This window comes from Campylobacter concisus, from assembly GCF_003049065.1.
Classification (GTDB): Bacteria; Campylobacterota; Campylobacteria; order Campylobacterales; family Campylobacteraceae; genus Campylobacter_A; species Campylobacter_A concisus_BE.
This window is the reverse complement of the sequence record NZ_PISC01000007.1, coordinates 49,675-70,550: the sequence shown is the minus strand read 5'-3', so window position 1 is coordinate 70,550 and position 20,876 is coordinate 49,675. Positions and strand designations below refer to the sequence as shown.

Annotated in this window: 35 protein-coding genes; 32 read left to right on the top strand and 3 right to left on the bottom strand. The window is 38.5% G+C overall.

The annotated features are described in order from the left end of the window. The first annotated feature begins 2 nt into the window (after positions 1-2). The 3 genes from CVS81_RS07160 (at position 3) to CVS81_RS07150 (ending at position 3,179) form a co-directional block, all read left to right on the top strand. The gene (locus CVS81_RS07160; RefSeq protein WP_107965530.1) at positions 3-962 is read left to right on the top strand and encodes a polysaccharide deacetylase family protein; all 960 of its coding nucleotides are present in this window, start codon (positions 3-5) and stop codon (positions 960-962) included. Next, complete coding sequence (gene frr, locus CVS81_RS07155) at positions 952-1,509, top strand: ribosome recycling factor (protein ID WP_107831651.1); 558 nt, start codon at positions 952-954, stop codon at positions 1,507-1,509. Before CVS81_RS07160 ends, frr begins: the two co-directional genes overlap by 11 nt. A gap of 92 nt (positions 1,510-1,601) precedes the next feature. Beyond that, positions 1,602-3,179 carry a DUF4153 domain-containing protein gene (locus tag CVS81_RS07150; RefSeq protein WP_107965529.1) on the top strand — a complete coding sequence of 526 codons (1,578 nt, stop codon included), beginning with the start codon at positions 1,602-1,604 and terminating at the stop codon, positions 3,177-3,179. Here the strand turns inward: CVS81_RS07150 and CVS81_RS07145 are convergent. From CVS81_RS07145 to CVS81_RS07135, 3 genes are all read right to left on the bottom strand, one after another. Next, the gene (locus tag CVS81_RS07145; RefSeq protein WP_107965528.1) at positions 3,171-3,725 is read right to left on the bottom strand and encodes a ribonuclease HII; all 555 of its coding nucleotides are present in this window, start codon (positions 3,723-3,725) and stop codon (positions 3,171-3,173) included. The two genes, CVS81_RS07150 and CVS81_RS07145, sit on opposite strands and share 9 nt — an antisense overlap. After that, positions 3,725-4,579, bottom strand: coding sequence for an S-adenosylmethionine tRNA ribosyltransferase (locus tag CVS81_RS07140; RefSeq protein ID WP_107965527.1), 855 nt, complete (start codon positions 4,577-4,579; stop codon positions 3,725-3,727). Before CVS81_RS07140 ends, CVS81_RS07145 begins: the two co-directional genes overlap by 1 nt. Before the next feature lie 80 nt (positions 4,580-4,659). Further along, positions 4,660-5,754, bottom strand: a complete 1,095-nt coding sequence (locus tag CVS81_RS07135; protein WP_107892062.1) for an ATP-binding protein — start codon at positions 5,752-5,754, stop codon at positions 4,660-4,662. Between the two features lie 363 nt (positions 5,755-6,117). Here CVS81_RS07135 and rpsJ point away from each other — a divergent pair, with 363 nt between their 5' ends. The 29 genes from rpsJ to rplQ all read left to right on the top strand — a co-directional run bounded on the left by rpsJ (position 6,118) and on the right by rplQ (position 20,082). Beyond that, complete coding sequence (gene rpsJ, locus CVS81_RS07130; protein WP_009295257.1) at positions 6,118-6,426, top strand: 30S ribosomal protein S10; 309 nt, start codon at positions 6,118-6,120, stop codon at positions 6,424-6,426. Between the two features lie 20 nt (positions 6,427-6,446). Beyond that, positions 6,447-7,025: a 50S ribosomal protein L3 gene (gene rplC / locus CVS81_RS07125; protein WP_002941563.1), complete on the top strand. Its 579-nt coding sequence runs from the start codon at positions 6,447-6,449 to the stop codon at positions 7,023-7,025. After that, on the top strand, positions 7,022-7,636 hold the full coding sequence (gene rplD / locus CVS81_RS07120) for a 50S ribosomal protein L4 (protein ID WP_012140561.1): 615 nt from the start codon (positions 7,022-7,024) through the stop codon (positions 7,634-7,636). Before rplC ends, rplD begins: the two co-directional genes overlap by 4 nt. Position 7,637: 1 nt before the next feature. Further along, a complete protein-coding gene (locus tag CVS81_RS07115; RefSeq protein WP_002941535.1) occupies positions 7,638-7,919 on the top strand; it encodes a 50S ribosomal protein L23 in 282 nt (93 codons plus the stop codon). A gap of 1 nt (position 7,920) precedes the next feature. Further along, positions 7,921-8,754, top strand: a complete 834-nt coding sequence (rplB, locus tag CVS81_RS07110) for a 50S ribosomal protein L2 (protein WP_002941522.1) — start codon at positions 7,921-7,923, stop codon at positions 8,752-8,754. 2 nt (positions 8,755-8,756) lie between these two features. Then, a complete protein-coding gene (rpsS, locus tag CVS81_RS07105; protein ID WP_002941639.1) occupies positions 8,757-9,038 on the top strand; it encodes a 30S ribosomal protein S19 in 282 nt (93 codons plus the stop codon). Positions 9,039-9,049: 11 nt separating this feature from the next. Continuing rightward, positions 9,050-9,382, top strand: coding sequence for a 50S ribosomal protein L22 (rplV, locus tag CVS81_RS07100; RefSeq protein WP_009295259.1), 333 nt, complete (start codon positions 9,050-9,052; stop codon positions 9,380-9,382). Between the two features lies 1 nt (position 9,383). Then, positions 9,384-10,082, top strand: a complete 699-nt coding sequence (gene rpsC, locus CVS81_RS07095) for a 30S ribosomal protein S3 (RefSeq protein ID WP_002941650.1) — start codon at positions 9,384-9,386, stop codon at positions 10,080-10,082. Positions 10,083-10,084: 2 nt separating this feature from the next. Further along, entirely contained in the window at positions 10,085-10,510 is a 426-nt protein-coding gene (gene rplP / locus CVS81_RS07090) for a 50S ribosomal protein L16 (protein ID WP_002941572.1), read from the top strand. Next, the gene (gene rpmC, locus CVS81_RS07085; RefSeq protein WP_002941625.1) at positions 10,497-10,691 is read left to right on the top strand and encodes a 50S ribosomal protein L29; all 195 of its coding nucleotides are present in this window, start codon (positions 10,497-10,499) and stop codon (positions 10,689-10,691) included. Before rplP ends, rpmC begins: the two co-directional genes overlap by 14 nt. Before the next feature lies 1 nt (position 10,692). Further along, on the top strand, positions 10,693-10,944 hold the full coding sequence (gene rpsQ / locus CVS81_RS07080) for a 30S ribosomal protein S17 (protein ID WP_002941511.1): 252 nt from the start codon (positions 10,693-10,695) through the stop codon (positions 10,942-10,944). Further along, a complete protein-coding gene (gene rplN / locus CVS81_RS07075; protein WP_002941516.1) occupies positions 10,944-11,312 on the top strand; it encodes a 50S ribosomal protein L14 in 369 nt (122 codons plus the stop codon). Before rpsQ ends, rplN begins: the two co-directional genes overlap by 1 nt. After that, on the top strand, positions 11,312-11,548 hold the full coding sequence (gene rplX / locus CVS81_RS07070; protein WP_002941666.1) for a 50S ribosomal protein L24: 237 nt from the start codon (positions 11,312-11,314) through the stop codon (positions 11,546-11,548). Before rplN ends, rplX begins: the two co-directional genes overlap by 1 nt. Positions 11,549-11,553: 5 nt before the next feature. Continuing rightward, a complete protein-coding gene (rplE, locus tag CVS81_RS07065; RefSeq protein WP_002941643.1) occupies positions 11,554-12,099 on the top strand; it encodes a 50S ribosomal protein L5 in 546 nt (181 codons plus the stop codon). Between the two features lies 1 nt (position 12,100). Next, complete coding sequence (locus tag CVS81_RS07060) at positions 12,101-12,286, top strand: type Z 30S ribosomal protein S14 (RefSeq protein WP_002941532.1); 186 nt, start codon at positions 12,101-12,103, stop codon at positions 12,284-12,286. A gap of 9 nt (positions 12,287-12,295) precedes the next feature. Further along, positions 12,296-12,691, top strand: a complete 396-nt coding sequence (gene rpsH / locus CVS81_RS07055) for a 30S ribosomal protein S8 (RefSeq protein ID WP_009295261.1) — start codon at positions 12,296-12,298, stop codon at positions 12,689-12,691. Between the two features lie 197 nt (positions 12,692-12,888). Then, the gene (gene rplF / locus CVS81_RS07050) at positions 12,889-13,425 is read left to right on the top strand and encodes a 50S ribosomal protein L6 (protein WP_002941606.1); all 537 of its coding nucleotides are present in this window, start codon (positions 12,889-12,891) and stop codon (positions 13,423-13,425) included. A gap of 10 nt (positions 13,426-13,435) precedes the next feature. After that, a complete protein-coding gene (gene rplR / locus CVS81_RS07045; RefSeq protein ID WP_087583626.1) occupies positions 13,436-13,792 on the top strand; it encodes a 50S ribosomal protein L18 in 357 nt (118 codons plus the stop codon). Positions 13,793-13,807: 15 nt separating this feature from the next. Next, complete coding sequence (gene rpsE, locus CVS81_RS07040; RefSeq protein ID WP_002941646.1) at positions 13,808-14,251, top strand: 30S ribosomal protein S5; 444 nt, start codon at positions 13,808-13,810, stop codon at positions 14,249-14,251. A gap of 15 nt (positions 14,252-14,266) precedes the next feature. Further along, the gene (gene rplO, locus CVS81_RS07035) at positions 14,267-14,668 is read left to right on the top strand and encodes a 50S ribosomal protein L15 (protein ID WP_002941506.1); all 402 of its coding nucleotides are present in this window, start codon (positions 14,267-14,269) and stop codon (positions 14,666-14,668) included. Next, the gene (secY, locus tag CVS81_RS07030) at positions 14,668-15,930 is read left to right on the top strand and encodes a preprotein translocase subunit SecY (protein WP_009295263.1); all 1,263 of its coding nucleotides are present in this window, start codon (positions 14,668-14,670) and stop codon (positions 15,928-15,930) included. The genes rplO and secY overlap by 1 nt, the downstream gene beginning before the upstream one ends. A 1-nt stretch (position 15,931) precedes the next feature. Next, positions 15,932-16,690: a type I methionyl aminopeptidase gene (map, locus tag CVS81_RS07025; protein ID WP_107965526.1), complete on the top strand. Its 759-nt coding sequence runs from the start codon at positions 15,932-15,934 to the stop codon at positions 16,688-16,690. A gap of 32 nt (positions 16,691-16,722) precedes the next feature. Beyond that, positions 16,723-16,941 (top strand): translation initiation factor IF-1, encoded by a 219-nt coding sequence (gene infA, locus CVS81_RS07020; protein WP_002848031.1) that lies wholly within the window; start codon positions 16,723-16,725, stop codon positions 16,939-16,941. Positions 16,942-17,130: 189 nt separating this feature from the next. Further along, a complete protein-coding gene (rpmJ, locus tag CVS81_RS07015) occupies positions 17,131-17,244 on the top strand; it encodes a 50S ribosomal protein L36 (RefSeq protein WP_002941545.1) in 114 nt (37 codons plus the stop codon). Between the two features lie 3 nt (positions 17,245-17,247). Then, the gene (gene rpsM / locus CVS81_RS07010; protein WP_012140556.1) at positions 17,248-17,616 is read left to right on the top strand and encodes a 30S ribosomal protein S13; all 369 of its coding nucleotides are present in this window, start codon (positions 17,248-17,250) and stop codon (positions 17,614-17,616) included. 22 nt (positions 17,617-17,638) lie between these two features. Next, on the top strand, positions 17,639-18,031 hold the full coding sequence (gene rpsK, locus CVS81_RS07005) for a 30S ribosomal protein S11 (RefSeq protein WP_002941551.1): 393 nt from the start codon (positions 17,639-17,641) through the stop codon (positions 18,029-18,031). Positions 18,032-18,056: 25 nt separating this feature from the next. Continuing rightward, positions 18,057-18,683: a 30S ribosomal protein S4 gene (rpsD, locus tag CVS81_RS07000; RefSeq protein WP_002941501.1), complete on the top strand. Its 627-nt coding sequence runs from the start codon at positions 18,057-18,059 to the stop codon at positions 18,681-18,683. A 14-nt stretch (positions 18,684-18,697) separates the two neighbouring features. After that, positions 18,698-19,714, top strand: coding sequence for a DNA-directed RNA polymerase subunit alpha (locus CVS81_RS06995; RefSeq protein WP_002941564.1), 1,017 nt, complete (start codon positions 18,698-18,700; stop codon positions 19,712-19,714). A gap of 11 nt (positions 19,715-19,725) precedes the next feature. Continuing rightward, positions 19,726-20,082, top strand: coding sequence for a 50S ribosomal protein L17 (rplQ, locus tag CVS81_RS06990; protein ID WP_002941584.1), 357 nt, complete (start codon positions 19,726-19,728; stop codon positions 20,080-20,082). Positions 20,083-20,876 lie beyond the last annotated feature (794 nt).

Below are 20,876 nucleotides of genomic sequence, written 5' to 3'. Positions count from 1 at the left end.
CAATGATAAAAACGTTTTTAGCGTCACTTTTGACGCTAACGTTTGCTTTGGCAGACGCTCACATTCTAGTTTATCACCGCTTTGACGAGCCAAGGCACGCTAGCACGGATATTTCTATTCAAAATTTAAGAGCTCAGTTTGAATACTTCAAAAATAATGGCTATGAAGTTGTCAAGCTATCAAGACTTGTCGATGCTGTAAATGCTGGTGAGCCGATCCCTGATAACTGGATCGTTATAACGATCGATGATGGCTATAAGAGCTTTTATAACAAGGCGCTTGAAGTTTTTAAAGAGTATAACTACCCATTTGCGATGATGATATACGTCGAAGCAGTCGCTGGCAAATATGGCGACTATCTCACATTTGATCAGCTAAAAGAGCTAGAGGCATACGGCGAGATCGGCTACCACTCATACGCACATCCAAGGATGACTAGACTTAGCGATGAGGCCTTAAGAGAGGACTTTCAAAAGGGCGTTGAGACCTTTGAAAAGCATATGGGTTATAAGCCAAAATACTTTGCAGTCCCTTACGGTGAGATCGATAGTAGGGTTGTCTCTTTGGCAAAAGAATTTGGCTTTTTAGCACTTTTAAATCAAAACTCAGGCGCAGTTTCAGATAAAAGCGATGTTTATGATCTTTACAGAACGCCAGTGATGAATGGCACAAAGATAGCGCTAACTTTTAATAGCAAATTTTTAAATGCCCAGTGGATATTCCCAGAGGGCTATCCACAAAACAATGCGATCGACAAGCTTATCATCAAGACCGACACAAACGCAAGTGAGGGCAGTTTTTTCATGACTGGCTTTGACGGCTTTATAAAAGTACCTATGACAAATGGCGTTTTTGAGTGTAAATTTAACCCACCACTTGATAAACGCAAAGTGTTAATGTCGCTAAAAGTAGATCATCACAGAAGCACAAAACTTCTAATAAAGGACACCAATGCTAAATAAAATTTACGATACCCAAAAAGAGGGTTGCGAAAAGGCGATCGCTTCTTTAAAACGCGATTTTACAACGCTAAGAACTGGCAAAGTAAATATCAACATCCTAGATAACGTTATGGTTGATTACTATGGCTCGCCAACCCCGCTTAATCAAGTAGCCACCGTGCTTACAAGCGACGCTTCAACTATCGCTATCACACCTTGGGAAAAGAGTATGATAAAAGCGATCTCATCAGCCATCCAAGCTGCAAATATCGGCGTCAATCCAAACAGCGACGGCGAGAGCGTTAAGCTATTTTTCCCACCGATGACCGTCGAGCAACGCCAAGAAAATGCAAAACACGCAAAAGCTATGGGCGAAAAGGCAAAAGTTAGCATCAGAAACGTAAGAAAAGACGCAAACGACGAGGTCAAAAAGCTTGAAAAAGACAAAGCTATAACTGAAGACGAGAGCAAAAAGGGTCAAGATGAGGTTCAAAAGATAACTGACACCTACACCGCAAAGATCGACTCTCTCGTAAAAGAGAAAGAAGCCGAGCTTTTAAAAATCTAAATTTACTTAGAAATTTGCACCCCTTGCAAATTTCTAAACCCTCACTTTTTAGCCACGTAGTGTGGCTAAATTTCATCCTTTAAAGGACGACATTGCAGATCGCTACTGAGCTAAAAACCGCATTTGCTGATAAAAAAATTTTGCTTCTTACCATTTTGGCTTTTTCACTAGCTACCATTTTTCTTAGCCCCAGCCAGATAGTAGATGAGTATAGAGTTTTTTGGCTGCTTGAGCCGCTACTTTTGGTAGCTATCTACCTAAATAAAAGGCAAATTTTACTCCCTTTATACTTTTTGATATTTGGAGCTAGTCTTTACTTTTTTGGCCTTAAGCTAAGCGGTCACGCTAGCGATCTTGTGGCACTTTATCTCATGGCTTTTGTGCTTTTATTCTCTTTAAATTTCGCCAATGATAATGAGAAATTTATAAGAGGGAGCCTAGCAAGACTTTTAAATTTACTCATCTCATTTGCCATTTTTCACCTATTTTTTCTTGGCATTTTGGCTGTTTTCGCAGGACTTAACTACCTCTTTGATTTAGAGCTCTTAACCAGCCACAGGACGCAAAGGCTCTATCTGACACTAGCTTCTTTTGGTCTGCCTTGTCTATTTGTCTTTTTTGAGAGCAAATTTAGCGAGTATAGGCTCTTAAATTTCATCAAGATCGTCATAAATTTCATCCTAAATCCCGTGCTCATCGTCTATGTGGCGCTTTTAAATTTATACTGCATTTATAGGCTTGTTTTGCTTGAGTTGCCACGAGGCGGAGTGGCTTATATCGTGCTTGCTTGCTTGATCGCTGGCTTTGTTTTAAGAGGGCTAAATTTACTTATCAAAAGTCAAATTTATGATCAAATTTTTAAGCTCTTGCCACTTTTTATCATCTTGCCTAGCATAATGCTTTGGTGGGGCGTTTTGCATAGGGTCGGCGAGTACGGCCTAAGCGAGCCTAGGATATATCTCATCGCCTGCGTGATATTTGCAAATTTGAGCTATTTTGTGATGATATTTCTTAGAAATTTCCCTTACAAATTTCTAGCATTTTTTATGATATTTGGCATATTTTTCACCCATTTTGTCCTTGATACGAAGCTGCTTGTGCTAAATTCTCAAAAAGAGCTTTTGCTAAGAGAGCTAAGGGCGCTAAATTTACTTGATGGTAGCGGCTTAGTAAGTGGCGACGTGAGTAAGATAGGCGAAGAGAAGCTCTACTTTTTGCAAGATAAATTTGACTATCTCGTAAGAAACGGCGATAAATTTGCACTAGAAAATAAAAAATTTATAGCAGGTCTTGAGGTGGCTGAGCAGAAAAGTTGGCAGATATTTAGCATTAACTCAGGCAATATCGGCATAAACGTCAAAGAGGCGACCATAAAAAGCGTAGTTACAAGCAGCACAAATGGCGATGAGCTCGTCATACAGCTAGATCATGAAAGCGTTAGCATAAATATGCAAAAGCACTTAGAAAAGGCACTCGCAAGTCTAAATTTAAAGCCAGATGGCGACTTTGGCGCTGAGGTATTTGAGCAGCTAAAAGAGCAGCTTTTGCTCTTTGAAGTTGGCAAGCGCGCCTTTGTTTTGCGCTCTATGGAAATCGTGCAAGAAAATGGAGTTTATAAATTTTACGACGCAAGCGTGCTTTTTTATATGGAGGATGCGCAGCTAAAATAGCGAGCCCTGCGTGAGTTTTGGCTTTATGACAAAGCTTTTTCTATGAAAGTCCGAGTAGCCAAATTTAGCTATGGCATCTAGGTGTGACTTTGTGCCATATCCCTTGTGCCCTGCAAAGCCGTAAGCTGGGTAAAATTTATCCCAGCCACTCATCAAGCGGTCACGGCTTACTTTTGCTAGGATGCTGGCTGCACTTACGCTAGCGACCTTGCTGTCAGCCTTTATCATCGTCGTGATGCCAACGCCGTAGTCTAAATTTCCATCATAAATGATCTCAAAGCCCTCAAAATGCGCCTTAAAAAGTTTGAGCGCGCGCCTTAGGCACTCACTTAGCCCAAGCTCGTCTATCTGGGCGTTTGAGAAGTAAGCAATGAGAAAATTTGAGCTTTTTGTGATCTCTTTAAAGAGCTCTTCGCGCCTTTTTGCGGTTAGTTTTTTGGAGTCGTTTAGACCAGAAATTTCGCTATTTAGCACGCAAGCAGCCACGCTTAATGGCCCAGCCAGCGCCCCACGTCCAGCCTCGTCGATACCGCAAATTTTAGCCATTACAGCCCGACTTCATCGCTAAAGTAAGGTCTTAGCTCCTCAAGTGGCACGCTGATCTGCTCTTCGTTTAAAAATGTAAGCCCAAGTGGCGAAAGTACGAAGTTATCGCTCACGCCAGCGGTCGTAAGGACTGCTTTTAGATGTTCGTTATTCATATCTTTAAAAATTTGCTTTAGTTTTAGCTTTTTATTTGTCGCAAGCGAGATCACCTCGCAGTTTGTTTTTTCATTTTTATAGGTGCAAACGCTCTTGATCTTGTCGTTGATGTAGTAGATGCTTTTTATGCTCTCATACTGGCTATTTGGCCATTTTTTGCGCTCGCTTTTTAGGTCGTAAAACTCTGCAAGAAGCTTGTTTTTATACTTTTTAGCTGAGTCTTTAGCGAAGATGTCGTTAGTGATCGCTTCATATCTCGTACCGTTTGCCTCGGTCATTTGGATGCCGATATTTAGGATCTCATACTCTTTTTCTTCTTTTACGGTGGCGTTGTAGGCTTTATTTTTGACGATTATCTTGCCTTTTAGCTCGCCGTTTTCGTTTTTAACGTCTAAATTTATCTTGTCTGAGACTGCATTTAGCCATGAAATTTCACTGCCATTTTGCTCAAAAGAGCCCTTTTCATAGTCGTATTTTGCGCCGTCAAAAAAGATGTGGCCGCTTATCTTAGGCGGGACCTTAAAGCTCTTGGTTTGTTTGAAATTTTCAAATTCATCTTTAAAATAGTTCATATAAACTTCAAATTTCACACCATTTGCATCGCCACTAAATTTATAAAATTTAGCCCAGTTTTCGTGGTTTATCTCATAGCCAAAAAGGCTTACAGCGATGAATAAGATCCCAAAAAATGCTCTCATGTCTGTCCTTTATAGTTTTTTTGATTATAACTATTTTATCCCTAGACTTTTAAAATGATAATCAAACAAAGAGTTTAAATTTATAAACCCAAGCTCCACCTAGAAAATGGCAAGATCTCGCACTTTATCCCCTCGATGCTTTGCTCGGCTTGGTTTGCGACGCTGATGATTTGAAGTTTGCTAACGCCCAGCTCTTTTAGGCTCGCGTGGAGTTTTTTAAATTTCAAAAAGACGATCTCAGGTGCAGAAAATGGCACGCAAATGATCGCAAGCTTCTTTTTGGCAAGGAAAAAATCGATCTCTTTTGTGTAGTAAATTTCATCTTTAAATTTAAGCAGTTCGCAAAAAACGACATTTGCAAAGACAGCTAAAAAGTCCTTTTTTAGGCACAAGGCATTACGAAGGGCGAAATTTGTAAAGTAAATTTTCTTACTCGTGCTACTCTCATCTAAATTTGGCACAAACTCCACGTATCCGCTCTCATTTAGCAAATTTATCGCGCTATAAACGCTATCTTTTGAAATTTTCATCTGCTCTTTTAGGTTTTTATAAATCCAAAAGGCGCTTATGGTGTCGTGGCACTTTGTCGCGCACTCTTTTAAGATAGCGATGCTTTGCTCGTTTAAATTTGCTCTTAAGAGCTGCTGCAAGTGGGCTGTGACCTCGCTGGAGTCCAAAAATGCGCTTGCTATCTCGTTGCCATGGGCCAAAAAGTAGCTAAAAAGCAGGTCTTGGTCTAAATTTTTCTTAAAAAATAGTATAAATTCCTCGTAGTCAAGATAGTTTAAATTTATGCGCACAAAGCCCTCAAGCGAGAGTGAAAATTCCTTGCTTGTAAGGATGATATTTTCAAGTGCAGCGCCCTTTAGAAAGTCTAAATTTACAAGATCAGCGCCTTGCAAATTTTCAACTGCGAGCACCTTTATCTGGGTGTTTTTTTCTAAAAACTCTTTTAAATTTGCTAAAAGCGAGGCTCTATCTATCCTTATATCGTCTAAATTTATATAAAGCCTCTCCTCGCTCTTGTAATGGCTCAAAAACTCATAAACAAGGGCTGTTTTGCCACTTGATATAGCGCCAATGATAAGCGTCTTTGGCGAGATGATCTCATATTTTCTGGGGATAAATTTAGCATTTTTAATGGGTGCTTGATAGAGTGTTTCTAAACTTTTCAAATTTGACCTTTTTGGCTTTTTGAAATTATAGCCACTTCCTTTTAAAAAGGAAAATATTGTGTTAAATTTTAAAAAATAAACAAAATTTAGAAATAAAAAATAAAAATTTAGACTAGAAATTTATAAAATTTTTGAAAAATAAATTCTCCATTTGCAATATACTTTCCTTATCAAAAGGAAATAATTACTCAAAATTCAACAAAAAATAGCGTTTTTCTTGACAACTATAATAGCTTTTTTGTAAAATCCCTATCTCTTTACGAAAGACCTATGTCTTGCTCGTACGATCGCTTGATCCTATGCGAGTTATTTTGATGTAAAGAGGTCGCGAGTTTGCGACAAGTTCTTTTTAAAGGAAAACACATGGAAAGAATCAGGTTAAAGCTAAAAGCTTACGACCATAGAGTTCTAGACCGCACTGTTGCAGCAATCGTAGAAGCTGTCAAACGAACAGGTGCCGACGTTCGTGGCCCGGTACCAATGCCTACAAAGATCAAACGCTATACAGTCTTAAAATCTCCACACATCAACAAAGACTCACGTGAGCAGTTTGAGATGAGAATACACGCTCGTATGCTTGACATCGTAGCTGCTACTCCAGAAACTGTAGATAGCCTAACAAAACTCGACCTAGCTCCAGAAGTTAATGTCGAAGTTCGTGCGATGAAATAAGCGGACAAAAGGATAAGAGTATGGAATATATTGTAGAAAAAATAGGCATGAGTAGAACGATTGCCACGAAGAGTACGCCAGTTACACTACTTAAGCTAGTTGAGGCTAAAGTATGTGAGATCGACGAAAACAAACGTGCTATCGTAGCGTATGCCCACACTAAAGCAAACAACAAAGCTATCGCTGGTCAGCAAAAGAAATACAATCTGACAGCAGAATTTAACAAATTTGCTACGCTTGAAGTAGCTAATAGCGAAGTTGGAAACCTAGACTTTACACCATTAAATGAGGCTAAAATTTTAAAAGTTAGCTTTAACTCAAAAGGTAGAGGCTACCAAGGTGTGGTAAAAAGACATGGTTTCGGTGGTGGTCCAAAAAGCCACGGCTCACGTTTCCACAGACGCCACGGTTCAATTGGTAACTGCGAATGGCCAGGTCGTGTTCAACCAGGTATGAAAATGGCAGGACACATGGGTAATGAGAAAGTTACTGTTAAAAACGAGCTAATAAGCTTTGACGCTCAAAATGGCATCGTAGTTGTAAAAGGTTGCGTTCCTGGTCACAATGGTGCAATGGGTAAAATAAGGATTGTAAAATGAGTAAAATTCACGTATTAAACGATAAATTTGAAAATTCAGGCGAGTTAGAGCTTCCTGCAAGCTACGCTGAAGTAAATCCGCACAACCTATATCTTTATGTAAAATCTTACCTTGCTGGTATAAGAGCAAATTCGGCTCATACTAAAAGCCGTGCTTTTGTAAGCGGTGGTGGTAAAAAACCATGGAGACAAAAAGGACGTGGTGGTGCAAGAGCAGGTTCAACTAGAACTAACGTTTGGGTAGGCGGTGCAGTTGCATTTGGTCCAACAAACGAGAAAAACTATTTTCAAAAAGTCAATAAAAAACAAAAAAGACTAGCTCTTGAGTACGCTTTGGCAGTAAAAGCACAAGATGGTAAAATTTTCGCAGTAGATAGCATCTCAATCGAGTCTGGAAAGACAAAAGATGCAGCTAATATCATCAAAAATTTAAAAGTAAAAGACGCGCTTATCGTTAAAGATTTACTAGACGATAAAACACTACTTGCTTTTAGAAATTTAGCAAACTGCTATGTAGTAGATGCAAATGAGGTAAATGCTTATCTTGTCTCTACATTTAGTTCGGTTATCATTGAAAAAGCTGCACTAAAAACTATAACAAAAGAGGGCTAAAATGGCGGATATAACTGATATCAAAACAATTATTTATACAGAGAAAACTCTAGGCCTTCAAGAACAAGGCGTTGTTGTTATCCAAACTTCACCAAGAGTTACAAAAAACAGCTTAAAAGCGGTTTTACAAGAGTATTTTGGAGTAACGCCTGTTCGCGTAAATTCACTTAGAATAAGCGGCAAGGTTAAGCGTTTTAGAGGAAGAGCAGGCCAACGTGACGAGATAAAGAAATTCTACGTTAAGTTACCTGAAGGCGTAAGCCTAGAAAATACGGAGGCGTAAGATGGCTATAAAATCATATAAACCATATACACCTAGTCGTAGATATATGACTGGACTAAGCTCTGAAGATATAACAGCTAAACCAAGCGTTAGAAGCTTGCTTGTTAAACTACCTGCAACTGGCGGTAGAAACAACAATGGTCGTATAACTTCGAGACATAAAGAAGCAGGTGCAAAAAAACTTTATCGTATCATCGACTTCAAACGTCGCAAATTTGGTATAGAAGGTAAAGTTGAAGCGATCGAGTACGATCCAAACAGAAACTGCCGTATCGCTCTTATAGCTTACAAAGATGGTGAAAAACGCTATATCATTAGACCAAACGGCCTAAATGTTGGCGACGTTATCGCATCTATCGATGAGGGCTCACTAGATATTAAACCAGGCAACGCTATGAAATTAAGATTTATCCCAGTTGGTACTATCGTTCATAACGTAGAGCTAAAACCTGGTAAAGGAGCTCAGATAGCTCGTTCAGCTGGTGGTTATGCTCAGCTAATGGGTAAAGAAGAGAAGTATGTTATCTTAAGAATGCCAAGTGGCGAGATGAGACAAGTACTAGCTGAGTGCATGGCAAGTATCGGTGTAGTTGGTAACGAAGACTGGGCTAATATCACTATAGGTAAAGCCGGACGTAATCGCTACCGCGGTATCCGCCCACAAACACGTGGTTCTGCTATGAACCCAGTTGATCACCCACACGGCGGTGGTGAAGGTAAGAAAAATTCAGGCCGTCACCCAGTTACTCCATGGGGTAAACCAACTAAAGGTGCTAAGACTCGCCGTAAAAAAGCTAGCGATAAGCTTATAATTTCAAGAAGGAAAGGAAAATAGAGATGGCAAGATCACTCAAAAAAGGTCCTTTCGTAGATGATCATGTAATGAAAAAAGTTATTGCCGCAAAAAATGCAAACGATAACAAACCAATCAAGACTTGGTCAAGACGTAGCACGATTGTACCTGAAATGATTGGACTAACATTTAACGTTCATAATGGCAAGAGCTTTATTCCTGTATATGTTACAGAAAATCATATAGGCTATAAACTTGGCGAATTTGCTCCAACACGCACATTTAAGGGTCACAAAGGCTCAGTGCAAAAGAAAATCGGCAAGTAAGGGGAGATAATATGAGTAAAGCAATTATAAAATTCGTAAGACTTTCTCCTACAAAAGCAAGACTTATAGCAAGAGAAGTTCAAGGTATGAATGCCGAGCTAGCACTTGCAAGCTTGCAATTTATGCCAAATCGTGGTGCTAAATTTATAGCAAACGCTATTAGCTCAGCAGTAGCAAATGGCGGATTTGAGCCAGAAGAGGTTGTAGTAACTAGTTGCCGCGTTGATGCTGGTCCTGTATTAAAGAGATTTAGACCAAGAGCAAGAGGAACAGCGAGCAAAATTCGCAAACCTACTTCTCATGTAATGGTAGAAGTATCTAAACCTGAAAAGAAGGAAGCATAATATGGGACAAAAAGTAAATCCAATAGGTCTTAGACTAGGAATTAACCGCAACTGGGAATCTAGATGGTTTCCAACCAAACAAAGTCTTCCTGAAAATATCGGTGAAGATTACAAAATTCGTGCATTTTTAAAGAAAAAACTTTACTATGCAGGAATTAGCCAAATTCTAATCGAAAGAACGGCTAAAAAACTTCGTGTAACCGTAGTTGCAGCTCGTCCTGGTATCATCATCGGCAAAAAAGGCCAAGATGTTGAAAACCTAAAGAACGAAGTTAGCAAACTTATCGGCAAAGAAGTAAATGTAAATATCAAAGAAGAAAGAAAAGCTCAAGCTTCAGCTCAACTTGCTGCTGAAAACGTAGCTATGCAACTTGAAAAGCGTGTCGCATTTAGACGTGCTATGAAAAAAGTTATCCAAGGCGCTCAAAAATCAGGCGCTAAAGGTATCAAAATTTCAGTTGCTGGTCGTTTAGGTGGCGCTGAGATGGCAAGAACCGAGTGGTATCTAGAAGGTCGCGTTCCGCTTCATACTCTTAGAGCAAAGATAGATTACGGTGTAGCTGAGGCTCATACAACTTATGGAAACATAGGTATTAAAGTATGGATTTTTAAAGGTGAGGTTCTTCAAAAAGGTGTTCAACCTGAGAAAACTGAAGAAGAGGCACCTAAGAAAACACGTAGAGCAAGAAGAGGTAAATAATTATGTTGATGCCTAAAAGAACGAAATTTCGTAAGCAAATGAAAGGTCGCAACCGTGGTTATGCGACTCGCGGAGCATCTTTAGCAACTGGCGAATTTGCACTTAAAGCTGTTGAGGCTGGTAGAGTAAATTCACGCCAAATAGAAGCTGCTCGTCAAGCTCTAACTCGTCACGTAAAGAGACAGGCTAAAATTTGGATTAGGGTTTTCCCTGACAAGCCACTTACTAAAAAACCTCTACAAACTCGTATGGGTAAAGGTAAGGCAGGAGTTGAAGAGTGGGTTATGAACATCAAACCTGGTCGTATAATATTTGAAATGGCTGGTGTTGACGAAGAGTTGGCGCGTGAAGCTTTAACTTTGGCTCTACACAAACTTCCTTTCAAATCAAAATTTGTAACGCGAGAGAGTGAAAATGAAATATACTGAGTTAAAAGATAAGAGCGTTGCAGAATTAAACGCGTTGCTAAAAGAGAAAAAGGTGCTTTTATTTACATTGAGACAAAAGCTAAAAACTATGCAGTTAAGCAACCCTAATGAGATTAGTGCTGTTCGCAAAGAGATAGCTCAGATCAACACTGCAATTAGTGCAACAAGACAAGGGGCGTAAAATGGCATTAAAAAGAGAAATTCAAGGTGTTGTTTTACAAAAAGCTGGAGATAAAACAGCTACTATTTTGGTAGAAAGACGCGTTATGCACCCAAGATACCATAAATTTGTAAAACGCTTTAAAAAGTATTTAGTTCATGATGAGAAAAATGAGACAAGAGCAGGCGATACAGTTGTTGCAGTTGAGTGCAGACCACTTTCAGCTCGCAAGAATTTTCGCTTAAAAGCTGTATTGGCAAAGGGAGTTGAGTAATGATTCAAAGTTTTACAAGACTTGCAGTTGCTGATAACAGCGGCGCAAAAGAGTTAATGTGTATAAAAGTTCTTGGCGGCAGCAAAAGAAGATACGCTACACTTGGCGATATTATAGTTTGCTCTGTTAAAAAAGCTCTTCCAAATGGTAAGATCAAAAAAGGACAGGTTGTAAAAGCTGTTGTTGTAAGAACTAAAAGAGAGGTTCAAAGAGATAATGGTTCGCTAATCCGCTTTGATGAGAACGCAGCTGTTATACTTGATAGCAAAAAAGAGCCAGTCGGCACTCGTATTTTTGGACCAGTTGGACGTGAAGTTAGATATGCTAACTTTATGAAGATTGTTTCGCTAGCTCCGGAGGTTTTATAATGGCTAATGTAAAATTTAAAGTCAAAAAAGGCGATACTGTAAAGATCATCGCTGGTGACGATAAAGGCAAAACTGGTAAAATTTTAGCAGTTCTTGCAAAAAAAGGTCAGGTTATAGTTGAGGGATGCAAAATAGCTAAAAAAGCTATCAAACCAAGCGAAAAAACTCCAAATGGTGGTCACGTAAATAAAGAGATGCCAATTGACATATCAAACGTTGCGAAAGTTGAAGGATAAGAGATATGAGTAGATTAAAAGATAAATTTAACGAAACTATCAAGCCAGCTCTCGTAAAAGAATTTGACATCAAAAATCCAATGCTTATCCCTGCGCTCGAGAAGATCGTGATCAGTGTAGGTGCTGGAGACTCTGCGAAAGATCAAAAAGTGCTTCAAAATATGGCTGATACCATTTCACTTATCGCTGGACAAAAAGCAGTTATCACTGATGCTAAAAAATCAGTTGCTGGCTTTAAAGTTCGCGAAGGTTTCCCTGTTGGTATCAAAGTAACTTTGAGAAAAGAGCAAATGTATGCTTTCTTAGATAAGCTAATTAGCGTTGCTCTTCCAAGAGTTAAAGACTTCCGTGGTCTTCCAAAAAATGGCTTTGATGGACGTGGAAACTATAACTTCGGTCTTAGCGAGCAGCTAATGTTTCCAGAGGTTGAGTACGATAAAATTTTACGAACTCATGGTATGAATATTACGATTGCTACTACGGCTAAAAACGATAAAGAGGCATTCAAATTGCTAGAGCTATTTGGTGTGCCGTTTGCAAAAGGAAAGTAAAATGGCAAAGAAATCAATGATAGCAAAAGCTGCACGCAAGCCAAAATTTGCGGTTCGCGGCTATACTAGATGCCAAATTTGCGGTCGTCCGCACTCTGTTTATAAAGATTTTGGAATTTGCCGTGTTTGCCTAAGAAAAATGGCTAACGAAGGCCTAATACCTGGTCTTAAAAAAGCAAGTTGGTAAGGAAGAGAAATGTTGAACGATTTAATATCAGATGGATTAACACGCATTAGAAATGCAAGTATGAGAAGACTTGAGACTGCGAAATTGCTTCATTCTAAGGTTGTTGAGGCTACTCTTTCTATCCTTGCAGCAAAAGGCTATGTAGAGAGCTACAACGTTATCGAAGAAGGTAACAAGAAATTTATAAATGTAGTTTTAAAGTATGATGAGTACGGCAGAAGCGTTATAAACGAGCTTAAAAGGGTTTCAAAACCTGGTCGCCGTGTTTATCAAGGTAAAGACGACATTAAGCGTTTTAAAAATGGTTACGGAACAGTTATCGTTAGCACAAGCAAAGGCGTTATGAGCGGTATTGAAGCAAGTAAAGCTGGCGTTGGCGGCGAGGTTCTTTGCACCGTTTGGTAATAAACTGCGTTAAAAGCGCTATTTTGACCTTATAACTTAAGGTTAAAATTTATTTTTAGCTAGGTGAAATTTTATATTTCGCCAAAGCTAAATCTAGAAATTCAAATGAAGGTTTCGTCAAATTTGACGATCAAATTTACGGCATTGTGGTGTTTATTCGTAAATGTAGGAACACCCTAGACAAGTAAAGGAAAAAAATGTCACGTATTGGAAAACAGCCTATCGCTATCCCAAGTGGTGTAGACGTTAGCGTTGAAAATAATGTCCTAAAATTTAAAAAGGGCAATCACTTAAAAGAGCTTGACACAAAAGGTCACGTTGATGTCAAGATAGAAAATGGTCATATAGTTTTTGCTCCAAAGGGCGAAGATCGCCAAAGCAGAGCTTACTGGGGAACATATAGAGCACTTGCTAACAACATCGTAACTGGTATCACTCATGGCTTTACTCGCCAGCTTGAGATCAACGGTGTTGGTTACAAAGCAGCTGCAAAAGGTAAAATTTTAGAGCTTTCTCTTGGTTTTTCACACCTTATCAACTATGAGCTACCAGCAGGCGTTGAAGCTAGCGTTGATAAAAACGTTATTACTATCAAAGGTGACGACAAACAAGTAGTAGGTCAAGTGGCTGCTCAAGTTAGAGGATTTAGACCACCTGAGCCATATAAAGGCAAAGGCGTTAAATATCTAGAAGAACGTATCATCCGCAAAGCGGGCAAGACATCTAAGAAGTAAGGAGCGGTAAATGACAACAAAAGTACTAAAAAGAAAAATCGCTCTTAGAATTAAGAGAAAAAGAAGAATCAGAGGTAAAATTTCTGGTGTTGCAACTTGCCCAAGAGTTTCTATTTTCAAATCAAACAGAACCCTTTATGTTCAAGCGATTGACGATGTTACAGCTACTACACTAGCTGCAGTTGATGGTAGAAAAATAGGCATAAAAGCAAATAAAGAAGGTGCGGTCACTTTAGCTAAAGAATTTGCTAAGGCTTTAAAAGCTAAGAAGATAGATGTTGCAATTTTTGATAGAAATGGTTATTTGTATCATGGCGTTATCGCAGCATTTGCTGAAGCTTTAAGAGAAAATGGCATCAAGCTATAACCCAAAGGAAAATCGATGGAAAAATATAATAGAGAAGAATTTGAAGAAGTAATCGTCGATATCGGTCGGGTTACAAAGGTTGTTAAAGGTGGTCGTAGATTTAGATTTACAGCTTTAGTTGTTGTTGGTAATAGAAATGGCCTAGTTGGCTTTGGATATGGCAAAGCTAAAGAGGTACCAGATGCGATGAGAAAAGCGATTGATGACGCATTTAAAAATATTATCCACGTTAAGATCAAGGGCACAACTATCCCTCACGATGTAGAGGTAAAATACAACGCAAGTAGAATGCTACTTCGCCCAGCTAGCGAAGGTACTGGTGTTATTGCTGGTGGTAGTGCGCGTCCTATTATCGAGCTTGCAGGTATTAAGGATATCCTTACTAAATCACTTGGCTCAAACAACTCAGCAAACGTCGTTCGTGCTACTATAAAAGCACTTAGTTTGCTAAAAAGCTAAGAGAAAGGAGTTAAGATGGCATTAGAAAAATTAACACCTGCTGCAGGTTCAACTCATGCAACTAAAAGAATAGGTCGTGGTCAAGGCAGTGGCAATGGCAAAACTGCTGGCAAAGGTAATAAAGGTCAAAGAGCAAGAAAAGGCTACAATGAAAAAAGAGGTTTTGAGGGCGGACAACAACCACTTCAAAGACGTCTTCCAAAGGTAGGCTTTGCTTCTAAATTTGAAAAACCTTATGTTATCAATGTTGAAAAGATCGCAGCTATAAAAGAGCTTGCGGAAATTTCAATCGCAACAATAGCTAGCGTTCATAAAATTTCAAAGAGCGTTACTAAGATAAAACTAATCGGTGCAAGCGCAAAAGCTCTTGCTTCAAAGATCAAAGACGAGAACGTTAGCGTTAGCGGAACAAAATAATGGATAAAACACTGACCAACAAGATTTTAATCACGTTGGCATTTTTGTTCGCATACAGGATACTGGCTTATGTGCCAGTTCCTGGTGTTAATGTCGACGTAATTAAAGAATTTTTCAATTCAAACAATAGCAACGCCTTGGGTCTATTTAATATGTTTAGTGGTAAGGCTGCTGAGCGTTTAAGTATCATATCTCTAGGCATCATGCCTTACATCACAGCTTCGATCATCATGGAGCTTCTAGCAGCGACATTTCCAAAGTTAGGTCAGATGAAAAAAGAGCGCGACGGTATGCAAAAATATATGCAAATCATACGTTATGCAACCATCGTTATCACTCTTGTACAATCAATCGGCGTTTCTATCGGACTTCAAAGCTTAAGCGGTCGTGGCGGCGAGCAAGCTATCATGATAGATATGAATTTATTTATCGCGATCTCTGCTGTGTCTATGCTAACTGGCACCATGCTACTTATGTGGATAGGCGAGCAGATCACACAGCGCGGTATAGGCAATGGTATAAGTCTTATCATCTTTGCGGGCATCGTCTCTGGCATACCTAGTGCGATCGGCGGAACTGTAAATTTGGTAAATACTTCTGAGATGAATTTCCTAACAGTCATCGCTATTTTGGTGATCATTTTAGCGACCATTGGTGCTATTATCTTTGTCGAGATGGGCGAAAGACGTATCCCTATTTCTTACTCAAGAAAAGTGATAATGGAAAATCAAAACAAACGTATAATGAACTATATACCGATCAAAGTAAATTTAAGTGGCGTTATCCCACCGATATTTGCTAGTGCGATTTTGATGTTTCCAAGTACTATTTTACAAGCTAGTACAAATCCAGTAATCCAAGCTATCAACGACTTTTTAAGTCCAAATGGCTATATGTTTAATGTTTTAACATTTTTATTTATCATCTTCTTTGCGTTTTTCTACGCATCTATCGTGTTTAACACAAAAGATATAAGTGAAAATTTAAAGAAACAAGGTGGATTTATCCCAGGTGTTAGACCAGGTGAGAGTACAGCTAGCTATCTAAATGAAGTAGCTGGCAGGCTAACTTTAGGTGGAGCTTTGTACTTGGGTATCATTTCAACATTACCTTGGGTACTTGTAAAGACTATGGGCGTACCATTTTATTTTGGTGGTACATCAGTTCTTATCGTGGTTTCAGTAGCACTTGATACGATGAGACGTATAGAAGCTCAGTCTTATACAAACAAATACCAAACTCTAAGTGCAGTAGGTCTGTAAAATGGCTATCACGCTAAAAAGACCAGCTGAGATAGAGAAAATGAGAGCGGCGAACAAGATCGTCGCTCGAACACTTGATCATGTTTCTACGATCATAAAACCTGGAATTTCCCTTCTTGAGATAGATAAAATTTGTGAAAATATGATAAGAGCCGCTGGAGCAAAACCTGCCTTTAAAGGACTTTATGGCTTTCCAAATGCAGCTTGCATAAGTGTCAATGAAGTGGTAATCCACGGAATTCCAAATGAGTACAAACTAAAAGAGGGTGATATCGTTAGTGTAGATATTGGTTCAAATTTAGATGGTTATTTTGGTGATTCAGCTAGGACATTTGGAGTTGGTAAAATTTCAAAAGAAGACGAAGCTTTGATCGCTTGCTCAAAAGACGCGCTATATTTTGCGATTGATTTTATAAGAGCTGGTATGCATTTTAAAGAGGTTAGCTATGAGCTTGAGAAATTTATTCTTGGTAGAGGATATGTACCTTTGCGCGGATATTGCGGTCATGGCATAGGCAAAAGGCCACACGAAGAGCCAGAAATTCCAAACTATCTTGAAGGAAATAATCCAAAAGCTGGACCAAAGATAAAAGAGGGAATGGTTTTTTGTATAGAGCCGATGATCTGCCAAAAAGATGGCACGCCAGTTTTAGGAAACGATAACTGGAAAGTAACCTCAAAAGATGGTTTGAGAACTAGCCATTATGAGCATTGCATGGCGATAGTTAATGGCAAAGCCGAAATTTTAAGCCAAGCGTAAAATTTATAGCAAATTTAAAGAAAGGAGAGTTTGTGGCAAAAGACGATGTCATTGAGATTGATGGAAATGTTGTTGAAGCACTGCCAAATGCAACTTTTAAAGTTGAGCTTGACAACAAACATATAATTTTATGTCATATCGCCGGAAAGATGAGAATGCATTATATAAAGATAATGCCTGGCGACCGCGTAAAAGTAGAACTTACGCCATATAGCCTAGACAAGGGCAGGATCACTTATAGATATAAGTAAATTTGATTTTGTGGCAAATATGCTAAGTAAATTTAAAGCTGGTTTTGGGTAAAATCCAAGCTTTGCGAAAAGCTGTATGAAGAATTATTTTCAAAGTTCCCCACTTATTTTGAAAATAGTTGGTTTAAATTATTTCTTTAGACCTGATGCAGCCCCTAAAAAAGTGGAATAAATTTTTAGGAGACTAAAATGAAAGTTCGTCCTTCTGTAAAGAAGATGTGTGACAAATGTAAAATTGTCAAACGTAGTGGCATAATTCGTGTTATCTGCGAAAATCCAAAACATAAACAAAGACAAGGATAAGGCATGGCACGTATTGCAGGTGTAGATTTACCAAACAAAAAGAGAATCGAGTATGGTTTGACTTATATCTATGGTATAGGTCTTTACAAATCTCGTCAAATCCTTGACGCAGCTGGAATTTCTTACGACAAGAGAGTTTACGAGCTTAGCGAAGACGAAGCAGCAGCTATCCGTAAAGAAATTCAAGAGCACCACGTCGTTGAGGGTGATTTGAGAAAACAAGTTGCTATGGATATCAAAGCTCTTATGGATCTTGGAAGTTATAGAGGTCTTCGCCATAGAAAGGGCCTTCCTGTTCGTGGTCAAAAGACTAAAACTAATGCTAGAACCAGAAAAGGCAGACGTAAAACTGTCGGTGCGGCTACTAAGTAAGGCAAGGGTTAAAGGATAATAAATGGCGAAAAGAAAAATTGTTAAGAAAAAAGTAGTTAGAAAAAGCATAGCCAAAGGTATCGTTTATATCAGTGCAACATTTAACAACACTATGGTAACTGTAACTGATGAAATGGGAAATGCTATTGCATGGAGTAGTGCAGGTGGCTTAGGCTTTAAGGGTAGTAAAAAATCAACTCCTTATGCAGCTCAACAAGCTGTAGAAGATGCTTTAAACAAAGCAAAAGAGCACGGCATTAAAGAAGTTGGCATCAAGGTTCAAGGTCCAGGTAGCGGACGTGAAACGGCTGTTAAGAGTGTAGGTGGTGTTGAAGGTATAAAAGTAACTTTCTTCAAAGATATCACACCTTTACCACACAATGGTTGCAGACCGCCAAAACGCCGCCGCGTATAATTAGAGAAAATTAGGAGAAATTATTATGGCTAGATATACAGGACCTGTTGAAAAATTAGAAAGACGTCTTGGTGTGTCTCTTGCGTTAAAAGGCGAAAGAAGACTTGCTGGTAAAAGCGCTTTAGAAAAAAGACCTTATGCGCCAGGACAACACGGACAAAGAAGAGCAAAAATAAGCGAATATGGCTTACAACTTCGCGAGAAGCAAAAAGCTAAATTTATGTATGGTGTTTCAGAGAAACAATTTAGAAGATTGTTCCAAGAAGCAGCACGCCGCGAGGGCAACACTGGTGCTCTTTTGGTTCAACTATTAGAGCAAAGATTAGACAATGTTGTTTACAGAATGGGCTTTGCAACGACTCGTCGTTTTGCTCGCCAGCTTGTAACTCACGGACATATTTTAGTAAATGGCAAGAGAGTAGATATCCCATCTTACAGAGTGGAGCCAGGCTCTAAAGTAGAAGTTGCTGAGAAATCTAAAAACAATCCACAAATCGTTCGCGCGATCGATCTTACAGCTCAAACTGGCATCGTTGCTTGGGTAGATGTGGAAAAAGAGAAAAAATTTGGAATTTTCACTAGAAATCCAGAAAGAGAAGAGGTTATCATTCCTGTTGAGGAAAGATTTATAGTAGAGCTTTACTCAAAATAATAGAGGGTATAAAGATGAGAAAGATTACTACATCAGCTTATATGCCAACTGAAATAGAAGTTAAAAGTGTTAGCGAAAATGTCGCTAACATTACAGCATATCCTTTTGAAGCAGGTTATGCTGTTACTTTGGCTCACCCACTACGCCGTCTTCTTTACACAAGCACAGTAGGCTTTGCTCCTATCGGTGTAAAGATAAAAGGCGTTAGTCACGAATTTGATAGTATGCGTGGCATGCTTGAAGACGTGGCATTTTTTATTATAAATTTGAAGAAGATCAGATTTAAATTAAAAAGCGGCAGCGAGCGTGAAGTTATAGAGTATAGCTTTAAAGGACCAAAAGAGATAACTGGAGCTGACCTAAATAACGACCTAGTTGAGATCGTTAATCCAGACGCATATCTTGCAACCATCAACGAAGATGCTGAGTTAAATTTCTCAGTTATCATCCAAAAAGGTATCGGATATGTTCCTAGTGAAGAGATCAGAGAAGAGATCGAAGACGAGTATATCGCACTAGACGCTTTCTTTACACCTGTTAAAAAAGCAGTTTATGAGATACAAAACGTCTTGGTTGAAGATGACCCAGACTACGAGAAGATCGTATTTACGATAACAACAGATGGTCAAGTTGGTCCAGTAGAAGCTTTTAAAAATTGTTTAGAAGCTATGTATCAACAAATGTCAGTATTTAAAGGAATTTTAGATATTGACGTTAGCGCCCCAGTTGCTAGTTCAAGTGCAAGCGGCGAGTTCTCAAAGCTACTTTCTAGCGTAGAAGATCTAAATTTAAGCGCTAGAAGTTTTAACTGCCTTGACAAAGCCGATATTAGATTTATCGGTGAGCTTGCGTTGATGGACGAAAATGAGCTTAAAGAGCTTAAAAATTTAGGTAAAAAATCTCTTGAAGAGATAAAAGCGGTTATGGAAGAGATAGGCTATCCAGTTGGTGTCGATGTGTTAAAAGATAGCAAAGAGCAACTCAGAAAGAAAATAACCGAGCTAAAATCACAAATGAGTGCAAAAGAATAAAAGGACAATAGATGAGACATAAACACGGATATCGCAAACTTGGTAGAACGTCATCTCATAGATCTGCATTGCTTAAGAATTTAGCGATAGCTATCATAAAAAGCGAAAAGATAGAGACAACTTTACCAAAAGCAAAAGAGCTTAGAAGCTATGTTGAAAAGCTTATCACAAGAGCTAGAAAGGGCGACTCTAACGCTCACAGAGCAGTATTTGCTTCATTGCAAGACAAAGAGACTACAAATAAGCTAGTTACTGAAGTAGCTCCAAAATTTAAAGAGCGCAACGGTGGCTATACAAGAATCATCAAAACTCGCGTTCGCAGAGGCGACGCAGCTGAGATGGCTTATATAGAGCTAGTAGCTGAATAATCCCCAGAGAGCCTATCTGGCTCTCTTTTCTTTTTAAATTTATTTTTTACATTTTATTAAATTTCATTTTTTAAAAGCTTTTTTAATTCATCTATCCTATTTCCTAGCAAATTTGTAAGTTGAAATGCTTTAAATTTTGGCTTTTGGAGTGTTCGGGTGTGATGGGTCGGAGCTAGTGTAAATTATATATTGGCTTTAAAATATAAAAAGGCTAGATACTCATATATCAAATTTAATGTATTTCAAATTTCTAAAATAACCTTACAAATTTCTATATTTTTTAATTTTAGCCATTTTGTGTTGTAGCAAATTTGCAAGTTGGAACATTATAAATTTTAGCTTTTCGAAGTGTTAGGTAATTGGCACAGAGTTAGTGAAAGTTTAGAATTATTAAAACAGAATTGGCTAGACGCTCATAGAATTAAATTTAATGTATCCGCAAATATCTAAAATAAACTCATAAATTTCTAGCTCAAATTTATCCTATTAAATTTTATTGCTAACGTTATAAATTTCTGAATTTAAGCTGGTTATTCTTGGTTTGTTTTAAATTTTGCCCGTTTTGGCGTGGTGTGCAGAATTTAGAAGCAGTAATGCGGTGCAACTTTTATGATATTTTGTTAGTTTTAAGAGCAATTACTAGATATTTACAAGGAGAAAACGAGTATAAAACAAAAATTTCAAAATGGCCTATCTTGTGCTATAAATTTGCCAAATTTATCCAAAAGGCAAATTTCTGCTTTCCTATAAATTTGCGATCTAAAATGATATAAATTGCTAAATTTAGAGCCAGC

Excerpts from the sequence above, each read along its gene's own strand:
- rplR (WP_087583626.1), top strand. The coding sequence starts at position 13,436 with ATGACAACAAAAGTACTAAAAAGAAAAATCGCTCTTAGAATTAAGAGA.
- rpsC (WP_002941650.1), top strand. The coding sequence starts at position 9,384 with ATGGGACAAAAAGTAAATCCAATAGGTCTTAGACTAGGAATTAACCGC.
- rpsM (WP_012140556.1), top strand. The coding sequence starts at position 17,248 with ATGGCACGTATTGCAGGTGTAGATTTACCAAACAAAAAGAGAATCGAG.
- CVS81_RS07140 (WP_107965527.1), bottom strand. The coding sequence starts at position 4,579 with ATGAGAGCATTTTTTGGGATCTTATTCATCGCTGTAAGCCTTTTTGGC.
- CVS81_RS07160 (WP_107965530.1), top strand. The coding sequence starts at position 3 with ATGATAAAAACGTTTTTAGCGTCACTTTTGACGCTAACGTTTGCTTTG.
- rplE (WP_002941643.1), top strand. The coding sequence starts at position 11,554 with ATGAGTAGATTAAAAGATAAATTTAACGAAACTATCAAGCCAGCTCTC.
- rpsQ (WP_002941511.1), top strand. The coding sequence starts at position 10,693 with ATGGCATTAAAAAGAGAAATTCAAGGTGTTGTTTTACAAAAAGCTGGA.
- rpsD (WP_002941501.1), top strand. The coding sequence starts at position 18,057 with ATGGCTAGATATACAGGACCTGTTGAAAAATTAGAAAGACGTCTTGGT.
- map (WP_107965526.1), top strand. The coding sequence starts at position 15,932 with ATGGCTATCACGCTAAAAAGACCAGCTGAGATAGAGAAAATGAGAGCG.
- rplO (WP_002941506.1), top strand. The coding sequence starts at position 14,267 with ATGGCATTAGAAAAATTAACACCTGCTGCAGGTTCAACTCATGCAACT.
- rplV (WP_009295259.1), top strand. The coding sequence starts at position 9,050 with ATGAGTAAAGCAATTATAAAATTCGTAAGACTTTCTCCTACAAAAGCA.
- rpmC (WP_002941625.1), top strand. The coding sequence starts at position 10,497 with ATGAAATATACTGAGTTAAAAGATAAGAGCGTTGCAGAATTAAACGCG.
- rplP (WP_002941572.1), top strand. The coding sequence starts at position 10,085 with ATGTTGATGCCTAAAAGAACGAAATTTCGTAAGCAAATGAAAGGTCGC.
- CVS81_RS07145 (WP_107965528.1), bottom strand. The coding sequence starts at position 3,725 with ATGGCTAAAATTTGCGGTATCGACGAGGCTGGACGTGGGGCGCTGGCT.
- rplQ (WP_002941584.1), top strand. The coding sequence starts at position 19,726 with ATGAGACATAAACACGGATATCGCAAACTTGGTAGAACGTCATCTCAT.
- rplF (WP_002941606.1), top strand. The coding sequence starts at position 12,889 with ATGTCACGTATTGGAAAACAGCCTATCGCTATCCCAAGTGGTGTAGAC.
- rplC (WP_002941563.1), top strand. The coding sequence starts at position 6,447 with ATGGAATATATTGTAGAAAAAATAGGCATGAGTAGAACGATTGCCACG.
- frr (WP_107831651.1), top strand. The coding sequence starts at position 952 with ATGCTAAATAAAATTTACGATACCCAAAAAGAGGGTTGCGAAAAGGCG.
- rpsS (WP_002941639.1), top strand. The coding sequence starts at position 8,757 with ATGGCAAGATCACTCAAAAAAGGTCCTTTCGTAGATGATCATGTAATG.
- rpsH (WP_009295261.1), top strand. The coding sequence starts at position 12,296 with ATGTTGAACGATTTAATATCAGATGGATTAACACGCATTAGAAATGCA.
- CVS81_RS07060 (WP_002941532.1), top strand. The coding sequence starts at position 12,101 with ATGGCAAAGAAATCAATGATAGCAAAAGCTGCACGCAAGCCAAAATTT.
- CVS81_RS07115 (WP_002941535.1), top strand. The coding sequence starts at position 7,638 with ATGGCGGATATAACTGATATCAAAACAATTATTTATACAGAGAAAACT.
- rplB (WP_002941522.1), top strand. The coding sequence starts at position 7,921 with ATGGCTATAAAATCATATAAACCATATACACCTAGTCGTAGATATATG.
- rplN (WP_002941516.1), top strand. The coding sequence starts at position 10,944 with ATGATTCAAAGTTTTACAAGACTTGCAGTTGCTGATAACAGCGGCGCA.
- secY (WP_009295263.1), top strand. The coding sequence starts at position 14,668 with ATGGATAAAACACTGACCAACAAGATTTTAATCACGTTGGCATTTTTG.
- rpmJ (WP_002941545.1), top strand. The coding sequence starts at position 17,131 with ATGAAAGTTCGTCCTTCTGTAAAGAAGATGTGTGACAAATGTAAAATT.
- CVS81_RS06995 (WP_002941564.1), top strand. The coding sequence starts at position 18,698 with ATGAGAAAGATTACTACATCAGCTTATATGCCAACTGAAATAGAAGTT.
- rplX (WP_002941666.1), top strand. The coding sequence starts at position 11,312 with ATGGCTAATGTAAAATTTAAAGTCAAAAAAGGCGATACTGTAAAGATC.
- rpsJ (WP_009295257.1), top strand. The coding sequence starts at position 6,118 with ATGGAAAGAATCAGGTTAAAGCTAAAAGCTTACGACCATAGAGTTCTA.
- rplD (WP_012140561.1), top strand. The coding sequence starts at position 7,022 with ATGAGTAAAATTCACGTATTAAACGATAAATTTGAAAATTCAGGCGAG.
- rpsE (WP_002941646.1), top strand. The coding sequence starts at position 13,808 with ATGGAAAAATATAATAGAGAAGAATTTGAAGAAGTAATCGTCGATATC.
- rpsK (WP_002941551.1), top strand. The coding sequence starts at position 17,639 with ATGGCGAAAAGAAAAATTGTTAAGAAAAAAGTAGTTAGAAAAAGCATA.